Genomic DNA, 9,884 nt, shown 5'->3' with positions numbered 1-9,884 from the left:
TAAGTAGAGGAGATGCCATGGTAGCGAAAAGAGTCGCCTTCATGAAAACGATTTTCGATCGGCTAGTTGCCGTGTTTCTATTAATGCTCATATCGATTCCTGCCGCAACGCCTTTTGTACAAGAAGAGAATGGGTCTTCAGCTGTATCGACTGAGAACTTTACAGCACCATACTTCACAGATGTGACTGCTGAGGTAGGGCTGGGGGGTAAGCCAGGATTTCGTCTTTCCGTAGGGGATGTGAACGGGGATGGGTATCCCGACATCTTCCTTCATAGATCACAGAATGAAGGAACTGGTGATGTGCTTGACAAACAGTATCTCTATCTAAACGTCCAGGGGGACAACCCATCTGACCCGTACAGCAGGAAGTTCATTGACTACACGATGGAATCGAACATCAGGGCGAACAGGCAGGGAACGACGGAAGGAAGGCATTCAGATGCGGCGATCTTTGCCGATGTTGACAATGATGGCGACCTTGACATCTTCACCTCGGTCTACGTTCATGAAAACTATACGCTGGACAAGGGGAGGAACGACCTGCTTTTGAATGATGGCAGCGCGCATTTTACCCTCGCTCCGAATTCCCCCTTCCACACGGAGCCGATCTACAACACGGCAGGGGCCGTTTTCGTGGAGTACAACAACGATGGGAATGTTGACCTGTATATCGGCAACTGGTACTGTGGCAGTCCTTCCTCATGGTGTATTGCTGCCTTTCCAAGCTACATGACCATTGATCAGTTGTACAGGGGGCATGGCGACGGGAGTTTCAGTAATGTCACGACAGCAGCAGGGATCAATGCAGCGGCAACGTGCATTTACGGCATTGCCACATGGGACTGGAACGAAGACGGATTTGCCGACCTCTTCGCACCGCCCTATGCTTGGACGGCGCTGGGCTCTGTTCCGAGACACTGGAGGAACAACGGCAATGGGACATTCACTCAGGTCCAGAGCGATTCGGATTATGACCTCTACAGAGGAACAGGGAGCGGTGTAGCTTCCTTTGGCAGCATGCCGAGAGATTTTGACAATGATGGAGATATTGACTTCTTTGAGATTCTGACCCACGGGGAAGGAGATGGGGACGGTAGCGTCCATTCCACAACGGTTCCTGATGATAATGATGTCTTTAAGTGGGATTGGTGGAGAGTCAGCGGAAGAACGGCAGAGGATCCGGATATAACTCATCATGGAGATCACTACGCAAGCTGGTTTGATTTCGATGGCGATATGCTGGCTGATTTTGCTCTGACTGAGAGCGGGTATGACAACAACCGGATCTATCTCTTCAAGCAGAAGCCGGATCATACGTTCAGCCCCGTGACGGTGGAATCGGGGTTGAATGGTATCAACACAGCAAACCTTCCTCCGCACAACGTCATCCCGATGGACTATGACCTGGATGGCGATGAAGATCTGCTCGTCGGATTTGCGAATGACACGGATAGCATTCAGCTTTACAGGAATGATGTCGGGACCGCCAACAACTGGATTGTCGTCACACTGAAAGGGGCCGGTGTGTCAGGACTCAGCAATTGCAGCACCATCGGAGCGAGAGTGAGGGTAACGGCAGGCGGCGTCATACAGACCAGGGAAGTTTATGCTGGGAACGGCCACATGGGGCCCCAGGTTCCCCTTAGTCTTACTTTCGGTCTTGGTCAGGCATCCGTCGTCGATTCCATCTATGTTCGCTGGCCGAACCAGAGCCTGACGACGACACAATTGACGAACGTTGCCGTCAATCACTTCATCCGGATCAACGAGTCATGTCCCGACGTTGGCGATCCCACAAATCTTATGGTGAAAAAGGATGTAAGCGACATCATCCTTACGTGGGATGATCCTTCGGTTCCCGGTCTTGCTTGGAATGTTTACCGGGATGAAAGATCAAACCCTATGTACTGGGGTCTGCCTCATGCTGGCAGGATTACGGATTCGGACCCTGGCACACCCGGCATCCAGTACAGGGATGCAGGGGCCGCGGTAGATGGTGCTTCCTACTACTACCTGATCACAACAATAGACGGTTGCTGTGAATCCCCTCTCTATTGAATCAATTATAATGAAGAAATATTCGAAAGGTATCGTTGTTGTGAGAGGATGAAAAAGATCAATCTTGACCATCTGAGCAGCTCCCCCATTCTTTCAGAAGCCAGGGAATCGATGCTGGCATTCCTTTCCGATGATGCAGCGGGGAATCCGCTGAGCAAGCATTTCTATGGTGAAAAGGCGAAGGAGGCACTGGAAGAGGCGAGGGCCTCCGTTGCCGGTCTGATCAGCGCGGAACCCAGGGAGATCATATTCACGAGTTGTGGAAGCGAGTCTAACAACATGGCCATAAAGGGTGCGGCCGCCACTTATGCAAAAAAAGGAAGGCACATTATAGCAAGCCCTATAGAACATCACTCCGTGATCCACCCTTTGAAGACCCTGGAAAAACAGGGCTTTCAAGTCTCCTGGCTGAACGTTGATAAAGATGGACTGGTAGATCCGCAAGAGGTATCCTTCCTTTCACGTGACGACACGATCCTCATAACGGTTATGTTTGCTTCTAATGAGATCGGCACACTGGAGCCTGTTCGGGAAATAGGTAGGATCGCGCGGGAAAAGGATATCCTCTTTCACACCGATGCCGTAGCCGCCGTTGGTTTCGTTCCCATCGATGTCGGAGAGTTGAGCGTCGATCTGTTTAGCCTGGCGGGGAATCCTTTTTATGGACCGGTTGGTTCAGGAGCCCTCTATGTGAGAGAAGGAGTCAAAATGCTGCCTCTTATAGAAGGTGGGGTCCAGGAAGGTGGACTGAGAGCGGGGACCCATAATCTTCCCTCCATAGTCGGGATGGGGGTAGCGGCGAAGCAGGCGATAGAAAATCTTCATGTGCGAAGAGAGCATCTCCTGAATCTAAGAGAGAGGTTAATCCAGGGGGTTCTTGGAGGGATCCAGGATTCGTTTCTGACCGGTCATAGAGCTGAAAGGCTTCCGCACCATGCCAGCTTCTGTTTTAAATTCATTGAGGGGGAAGCTCTCTCTCTGAATCTGAACTTATCCGGGATCGCATGCAGCAGCGGCTCCGCCTGCGCCTCGGAAGCTTCCAGAATCTCGCACGTCCTGCAGGCCATCAACCTTGATCATGTCTTGGCGCAGGGCTCCATAATGTTCACGCTCGGGATTGACAACTGTTCAGAAGATATAGATGCCGTTCTGAATATGTTGTCGCGTTCCATTGATAAATTGAGAAAACTCTCCCCGTTGTAATCAGCTATTTTCCTATTCCTGTACGGGCTTCATCCGCAGCAGGTCATAAATCCAGATGCCGACGCCGGTCAGGAAAACTATCCCGATGTAGATGGCAATCTTGAACCAGAACTGCATCTGTGCCTGAGCCGTCATGTAACCCATCCCGAGTATGCGCTCCAGATAGGACTGAAGGATCCCGGCGACTCCAAAGACCAGGCCGAGTATCATCATCGAACTGCTGGTGATCCAGAATCCCCAGTGTCCTGGAGATTGCTTGAATTTCTGAGCACCTCTCAAGAGAGGGAATGCATAATAAAAGACGGTCAGATTCAGCAGAGCATAAGCCCCGAAGAATGCCAGATGTCCGTGAGATACAGTGACCTGGCTGCCGTGGGTGTAGTAGTTAATCTGCGGGAGCGTGTGAATGAATCCCCAGAGACCGGCCCCGATGAAATGATAGATGGCGGATCCGACCACCAGCGTCCATACCATCTTGTTCTTGATCTCGACCTGGCGCTCCCTGATATGACGGAAGGTATCCCATACCATGAAGATGATGGGGACAGGCTCGAGAGCGCTGAAGATACCCCCGACCCATAGCCAGTATCTAGGCGCGCCGATCCAGTAGTAGTGATGGCCAGTGCCAGCAATCCCGGTGAAGAGGAACAGTCCAATCTCCACATACAACCATTTTTCAACGGTCTGACGTGGAACCCCGGTTATGCGCATAAGGATCCAGGCCATTATGGCTCCTGTGACCAGCTCCCATGCTCCTTCCACCCAAAGATGGATGACCCACCACCAGTAATACCAGTCGATGGATAGGTTCTGATAGAAGGGAATGCCAAAGAGATAGAGCAATGCCAGGAAAAGAAGGCCACCTAAAAGTGTTCCTTGAATCATCGTCCAGTTCCTAGCGCGAATCATCGTCATCCCCACATTAAAGAGAAAAATGAGAGCGCCGACGACGATCAGAAGGTCCAGGCTAAGGGGAATTTCGAGAAGGGGTCGCCCCTGGGTCCAGCCAATGAGGAATCCGATCAATGCGGCGACGCCGGTTGCTAGCAGCAGGATGAGCTGAAAATATGCAAGCTTGGTGCTGAAGAGCTCGCTACGGCTCTCTTCCGGGACCATGAAGTAGGTCCCGCCCATGAATCCGAGCAGCATCCAGAGAACGAGAAGGTTTGTGTGGAAGGCTCTGGCCGTGGCGAATGGGAAGATATCGACCAGCTCCTGGGGAAGCGTGTAAGCATAATTTATTGCAAGCCATATCCCCACCATAACCTGTAGACCGAAAAGAAGCAGGGCAAAAATGAAATAAGGATATGCGACTCTTTGAGATCTGTATGCGATCATTGCTGACCTCCTGTCTGCTGACTTATGAATGTAGCGAGGGCTTGAAGATCCTCGTCGGAAAGATTCGTATAACCGGGCATCGCCGTATTCGGGTTCAGGGATTCCGGCGTCCGGATCTGCTGTTTGATCTTTTCAAGGCTCAGTCGCGACCCCACATCATCCAGTGTGGGACCAACGTTTCCTCCAACCTCCTGGAGTCTGTGACAGGCAAAGCAGTTGTTCTCTTTGAACAGGGCGGCTCCGAGCGACATCGTTCCCGTTTCCAGAAGCCGGTTGACTCCAGATCTGCGTCGGGTCTTCGAATCCTGAGGAGGCCAATCATTGTTGTTGATCTCATCGACCCATCTGAAGAAAGCGACAAGATTATCGATCTCTTCGGGCTTCAGATTCTGCTGTGGCATTTTTCTGAAGGAGCTGGCCAGTACTATCTCGGGCTGCGAGACCACCTTCCAGATGTAGCTTTCCCCACGGCGACTGTACACTTTTGTGAGATCGGGGGCATAGTATCCCCCGAACCCCAGGATGGTATGGCAGTCGTTGCAGTTGTATTTTTGAAAGGCTCTTTTCCCAGCGACAACCTCTTGTGATAATTTGTCCACGTTGGTCAGTGCCTTGACCTGGCGGTGCGTGTCCCATGTGAGGATCAGAAAGAGAAGCGCCGAGATCAAAGTTCCGGAATAAAAGATCCATTTGGCTGTTGCCGTGTTCATTGTTCCCTCTCCTCAATTGTTGTAAAAGTCATTTATCAAATAACCCGTGTAACGCTATTTCATCATAAGACGTTTTTCCAGTTCAAGCACCAGGTGATGGTACTTCTCGTGAACCCCTTCGCCCATGGCTTCCGTTTCGACACGCTCGAACTCTTTCGCGAGATATTGCTGATCTTCGGGGGTGAAGGCATGATTGGCCATGGGATATAAGATATTGTTCTCCTTGAAGATGTGCTGGGAGAGGAGATCGACGTAGCCGTGCGCATTGTTGATGATCTCTCTTTTAGCCAGGTGATCCCCTTCTTGCAAAGATAGCGCTGCTGTCTTCATGTTGCGCGTGAAACGCCTTCCTTCCTCATGCTCTTGCAGCATGACGCCTATCGGTCCATTGCTGAGAGAGAATCCCCTCTTTTCCATTAACTTGAAGAGGATATTTTCCTCTTTTGCATGATGGCATCGATCTGCGAAGTTCTGAATGAAATCGACCATATGCAAGAACGCCTCTGCCGGCAGTCCATCACCTTCTTCCAGACGCTCTGCAGCGGTTCTTACCACCTTCAGCATCCTCTCGATGACATCGTGCTCTTCTACCAGGATATCGGATGTGTAAGTCATTGTTTGTTCCTCCTTGATTTATTCGTCATGCAATCATCTTGTTACGATAAAGTTATTTTGAAAGTCTATTTTCACCTTCAATATTTTTCATATCGGCTCCCAGCTCATAAGAGCCTTCATAATCCGGAACCCGCCCCCGGTTGTGATGATACTGCGGGTCCTTCAGGTGCATTATGTGATACTGATACTGTGGGATGGAAATGCTGCTATGCCAGCGGCCTGTCCATCGAGCAAGAGTTGTTCCTGTCAGAAAGAGAAGGACGAGCAGCATGGCATAAGCAAGTCGTGGAAGCCTGAACTTTTTCCTGGTTACGGAAATGTACACCGTGTCTTTCACGGGACATGCATCCACGCATTGAAGGCAGGCATGGCACTCATCGGAAAAAACGGCACCCGCCTTGTGCACTTTGATATTTGCCGGACAGGCCTTCGTGCACTTCTTGCAGTCTATGCAGGTCGCGTCGTCGCGGTGGATCTTCCATGGGCTCAACCAGCTCAGAGCTCCCAGAAGCGCGCCATACGGGCAGAGGTAGCGGCACCAGGAATAAGGGATGAGGATCGATAACAGGAACAGGATGACCAAGACCCAGAAGGTCGTGATGGAGATCTCAGAAAAGAATTTCAGCATCTTTATGTCGGCTACCTGGTTATAGGGGCTGTAAAGGAACCGACGGAGCTCTCCTGTGTTCATCTGGACGAAAATTGCCCAGAGGAAAAAGAGTAGCAAGAGATACTTGAGGCTGCGCAGAGGATAATCGAGCCAGCGACCCAGATAGAGATACCGATCGGAGAGAAACTTTCTTAACGAGAATAGAAATTCAGAGAGGAGGCCGAAGGGGCATACCCAGCTGCAAAATCCTTTTTTCAGGAAGAAAGCGGTTGCAAGAATGATCAGAAGAAGGGTCAGTGAAGCCGGGTGGATCGTATTATAGATTCCGCTCAGAATCCAGTATTTCAAGCTGATCAAAGCGCTGATGGGAAGAAAGGCTTCCACTCCGGGAGGGCGCGGGATGTTTGGTATCTGGCCGCTCTCAAGCTGGCCGACAAACAGGATGAATTGAGCCCCAATCAACAGAGTCAGCATGAGAAAGCCGATCTGTACCAACTTGCGATAAGGTCTGATCCGGAAAGAACTATCTGCGTTTTTCTCAACCGCTTTTATTTCGATATCGCGTTCTTCTATCTCTATCATCTTCTATTTCAGATATATATGTCTTCAATATTCCCCAGAATTCCTATTATCAGAAGAGATCAAGGACATTCCTCTCATGCGCTCTTCTTTTTTCTTGGAGGCTTTTTGACCAGGTCTGCGATCCTGTATCCCTTCTCCTCTATCCTGGTAGTCATCTTAGCAAGGGTTGTGTTCTCGAAGATTGACTGAATATCCCCTCTGATCGCCTTCCATTCCTCATGAACTGGGCAGGGATTTTCATCCAGACACTGCTCGAGACCAAGGAGGCATCTGCGGAAGAAGTCAGGCTCCTCGATAGCCATGATGATATCCATCAGGGTGATGGACTTTGGCGACCGGGCCAGGGCGACTCCTCCCCGGGGTCCTTTGAAGGATTTCATTATATGGTGCTGTGTCAACTTCTGGAGGATCTTCGTCAGGAAATGGAATGAGATGTTCAGGTTACCAGAGATCTCTCTGATCGGAAAGTATTGCACACCGGGCTTCGAGGCCACGTAGAGTGCTGCTCGTATTCCATAGTCGCATGTTTTCGATAGCAGCATTGCAATTCCTTAATTTAAGACATTTTTGTCTTAATTATACAACCTTTTTTTCCTCTGTCAAGCTCGTGAAGGGATTTAATTTTCCGGGGAATTTTTTGATGTTAAAGAATTCAGGGCCTGTATGATATCTGGATTGCCGGGGCTATGTATCAAAGCCTTCTTGAGGTGATGCCTGGCTAGCCTTGTATGGCCAAGTGTGATGTAGATCCTGGCCAGCTCAACCCGCGCGGCGACGTTTTCCCTGTCGAAGAAGATAGCCTTCTTCATCTCTTTGATTGCTTCCTCCAGATTTCCCTGCTCCTTGAGAAAGAGTCCCCGGGATATCCTGTGGTAGGGATTCTTCGATTCAACCTTATTGAGCAGGTTAAGATATTTTTCCCCTTTCTCCTTCTCCCCCATCTGGAGGTAGAGGTTTGCCAGGTTCCCGTGAGGAGCTTCGTAGTCCGGGGCCAGCTCGATGGCTCTCTCGTAATAGTAGATAGCCTCCTGGTAATCTTTCCTTCTGCTCAACGTAACGCCCAGATTGTTGTATCCCCAGGTGAAATCAGGACTGATCCTGATGGAAAGGGTGAAATTCTTGATTGAGTCCTCGATCTTTCCATCCATCAGGGCATCGTAGCCGAGATTGTTGTAGTAGCTGGATATAGCCTCAAGATCTTCCATTTTCTTATAGCCGAGGTATTTCTTTGCGTTGCTCGCGAAGTCGATGAGTTCCACCTTTGTCCCGCTGTAATATCCACAACAGATGTGCCTCTGGTTGACCACAAGCCCTTCCAGCAGGTCGTACTCGCTGATCTCAAGGATCTCCACGAAAAAGGCATCAACGCCCACCGATCGTGCCATTCCGACAAGTAGGTTTGTGAAGGCGAGACAGTTCCCCCTTCCGTTCCGGAATGTCTCGATGGCCGTATAGCTCTTATACTGGTCGTACTTCAGATTGATATCCTTCTTGTTCAATATCTTGGAAAGAAGGGCGGTCATCTTCTCTTTACTGCTGGAAAGCCCTCTCGTCGCATCGATGGCCGCCTTCCTGATCTCATCATCGATTTCAAAGGGGATTATGATTTCTTCCGATTCGGCGGGGCCAACCCTTTGCGAGATTAACGACCGGATATTTTCGGATGAGGGCTTCTGAATGCCCGGCATGCAGGCAATGAATTGCAGGAAAAGAATCAAGGTAAGAGCGGTCCACAAGACATTCCGCGTGAGACCAATCCATAGGATAATCCGCCGGGATCGTAATGATCCCGGATCAGGAATGACCTTTCTTTTCATGATTGGCGATCTTGATCTTTTCATAGCAGCTGGGGATCTCTGCCATTCACCAGTCACGCAGTTGTTTTTATATTACACGACAATTCTATTGTATGGAGAGATATTTATCAAACGGAGAAATGATTGGATCAGCCGAAGAATCTCTTTGTAAATGCTATAAACTGATGGTCATCCATCTTCTCTACGATCCTGGGGATGTATTCTCCTCCATCCTGAATGGTCACGCCGAGCTCCTGAGGTCCTCTTATATACAGAGCCAGGAATTCGGCAAATCTTTTAAGCTCTCTTTCGATCCACGTAGAAGCTTCGGAGGCGATCTTCAGTTTCTGGATATTTTCGAGGATATTGGCCGGCCTGACTTCTAGCAGCCATCCTGTCTTGTAGGGGTCCTTTCTCAAGATCTCAGGATCGGAGAGGACTTCCTCGTTGATAAGATTTATGACGCCATCGATCGGCGAGGCGAGATCGATTCTTCTGTTGCCCTGAACGATGGTGGCAAGGGTGATAAGAATGAGAATAACGAATGTCAGTAGAACCAGTATTATGACCATCTCCTACCCCTTCTGGTCGGAGATAGTCTGCATGATGCGATATGTATGCTCCTTCCTGTTTTCGAGCATGTCGATCTGCATCGATTTCTTGATCGTCTCGCTCAACAGAGAAGCCGACCTCAGAATCGTTTCGTTCAAGTGCTTCTCCTGGATGGTCAGCTTGATGTAGCCGAAGGAACCGTTAACGATCACGGCCACAATGGCGACGGAGAGGATGATCTTGAAGCCGATGCTCTTGTGCAGTTTAAGCTCTCGCATGACAGGTGTTTTTATTACTGAACTTTGGCAAAAATTTTTGATAAAGGTATTGACAGAAATTTTTTTTGTCATATAATCAGATATGTATAATAGCTTATCTGATATAAGCCATGATGAGCAGAAAAAGGATCAGAACCCTG

General features: G+C 49.6%; 10 protein-coding genes. 2 read left to right on the top strand and 8 right to left on the bottom strand.

Translation table 11 applies throughout. The annotated features are described in order from the left end of the window. The first annotated feature begins 17 nt into the window (after nucleotides 1–17). Both AB1756_00255 and AB1756_00250 read left to right on the top strand, forming a co-directional pair. On the top strand, nucleotides 18–2,060 hold the full coding sequence (locus tag AB1756_00255) for a CRTAC1 family protein (protein MEW5805783.1): 2,043 nt from the start codon (nucleotides 18–20) through the stop codon (nucleotides 2,058–2,060). A gap of 48 nt (nucleotides 2,061–2,108) precedes the next feature. Beyond that, entirely contained in the window at nucleotides 2,109–3,263 is a 1,155-nt protein-coding gene (locus tag AB1756_00250) for a cysteine desulfurase family protein (GenBank protein ID MEW5805782.1), read from the top strand. A 12-nt stretch (nucleotides 3,264–3,275) separates the two neighbouring features. Here AB1756_00250 and AB1756_00245 read toward each other — a convergent pair whose 3' ends face one another. The 8 genes from AB1756_00245 to AB1756_00210 all read right to left on the bottom strand — a co-directional run bounded on the left by AB1756_00245 (nucleotide 3,276) and on the right by AB1756_00210 (nucleotide 9,744). Then, on the bottom strand, nucleotides 3,276–4,601 hold the full coding sequence (locus tag AB1756_00245) for a cbb3-type cytochrome c oxidase subunit I (GenBank protein MEW5805781.1): 1,326 nt from the start codon (nucleotides 4,599–4,601) through the stop codon (nucleotides 3,276–3,278). Further along, nucleotides 4,598–5,311 (bottom strand): cytochrome c, encoded by a 714-nt coding sequence (locus AB1756_00240; GenBank protein ID MEW5805780.1) that lies wholly within the window; start codon nucleotides 5,309–5,311, stop codon nucleotides 4,598–4,600. Before AB1756_00240 ends, AB1756_00245 begins: the two co-directional genes overlap by 4 nt. 54 nt (nucleotides 5,312–5,365) lie before the next feature. Continuing rightward, nucleotides 5,366–5,926, bottom strand: coding sequence for a hemerythrin domain-containing protein (locus AB1756_00235; GenBank protein MEW5805779.1), 561 nt, complete (start codon nucleotides 5,924–5,926; stop codon nucleotides 5,366–5,368). 52 nt (nucleotides 5,927–5,978) lie between these two features. Beyond that, complete coding sequence (locus AB1756_00230; protein MEW5805778.1) at nucleotides 5,979–7,118, bottom strand: 4Fe-4S binding protein; 1,140 nt, start codon at nucleotides 7,116–7,118, stop codon at nucleotides 5,979–5,981. 74 nt (nucleotides 7,119–7,192) lie between these two features. Then, complete coding sequence (locus tag AB1756_00225) at nucleotides 7,193–7,660, bottom strand: Rrf2 family transcriptional regulator (GenBank protein MEW5805777.1); 468 nt, start codon at nucleotides 7,658–7,660, stop codon at nucleotides 7,193–7,195. 75 nt (nucleotides 7,661–7,735) lie between these two features. Beyond that, the gene (locus tag AB1756_00220) at nucleotides 7,736–8,935 is read right to left on the bottom strand and encodes a tetratricopeptide repeat protein (protein MEW5805776.1); all 1,200 of its coding nucleotides are present in this window, start codon (nucleotides 8,933–8,935) and stop codon (nucleotides 7,736–7,738) included. Between the two features lie 128 nt (nucleotides 8,936–9,063). Continuing rightward, the gene (locus AB1756_00215) at nucleotides 9,064–9,486 is read right to left on the bottom strand and encodes a hypothetical protein (GenBank protein MEW5805775.1); all 423 of its coding nucleotides are present in this window, start codon (nucleotides 9,484–9,486) and stop codon (nucleotides 9,064–9,066) included. 3 nt (nucleotides 9,487–9,489) lie between these two features. Next, the gene (locus tag AB1756_00210) at nucleotides 9,490–9,744 is read right to left on the bottom strand and encodes a hypothetical protein (protein ID MEW5805774.1); all 255 of its coding nucleotides are present in this window, start codon (nucleotides 9,742–9,744) and stop codon (nucleotides 9,490–9,492) included. Nucleotides 9,745–9,884: the final 140 nt, after the last annotated feature.

This window comes from Acidobacteriota bacterium (assembly GCA_040752675.1).
In the GTDB taxonomy this organism is placed as follows: domain Bacteria; phylum Acidobacteriota; class Polarisedimenticolia; order JBFMGF01; family JBFMGF01; genus JBFMGF01.
The sequence above is the reverse complement of the archived record's forward strand: the minus strand, read 5'-3'. Positions and strand labels throughout refer to the sequence as shown.

Bases quoted from the DNA above. Each gene is read 5' to 3' on its own strand.
- AB1756_00225 (MEW5805777.1), bottom strand. From the start codon at position 7,660: ATGCTGCTATCGAAAACATGCGACTATGGAATACGAGCAGCACTCTAC.
- AB1756_00245 (MEW5805781.1), bottom strand. From the start codon at position 4,601: ATGATCGCATACAGATCTCAAAGAGTCGCATATCCTTATTTCATTTTT.
- AB1756_00215 (MEW5805775.1), bottom strand. From the start codon at position 9,486: ATGGTCATAATACTGGTTCTACTGACATTCGTTATTCTCATTCTTATC.
- AB1756_00255 (MEW5805783.1), top strand. From the start codon at position 18: ATGGTAGCGAAAAGAGTCGCCTTCATGAAAACGATTTTCGATCGGCTA.
- AB1756_00210 (MEW5805774.1), bottom strand. From the start codon at position 9,744: ATGCGAGAGCTTAAACTGCACAAGAGCATCGGCTTCAAGATCATCCTC.
- AB1756_00220 (MEW5805776.1), bottom strand. From the start codon at position 8,935: ATGAAAAGAAAGGTCATTCCTGATCCGGGATCATTACGATCCCGGCGG.
- AB1756_00230 (MEW5805778.1), bottom strand. From the start codon at position 7,118: ATGATAGAGATAGAAGAACGCGATATCGAAATAAAAGCGGTTGAGAAA.
- AB1756_00250 (MEW5805782.1), top strand. From the start codon at position 2,109: ATGAAAAAGATCAATCTTGACCATCTGAGCAGCTCCCCCATTCTTTCA.
- AB1756_00240 (MEW5805780.1), bottom strand. From the start codon at position 5,311: ATGAACACGGCAACAGCCAAATGGATCTTTTATTCCGGAACTTTGATC.
- AB1756_00235 (MEW5805779.1), bottom strand. From the start codon at position 5,926: ATGACTTACACATCCGATATCCTGGTAGAAGAGCACGATGTCATCGAG.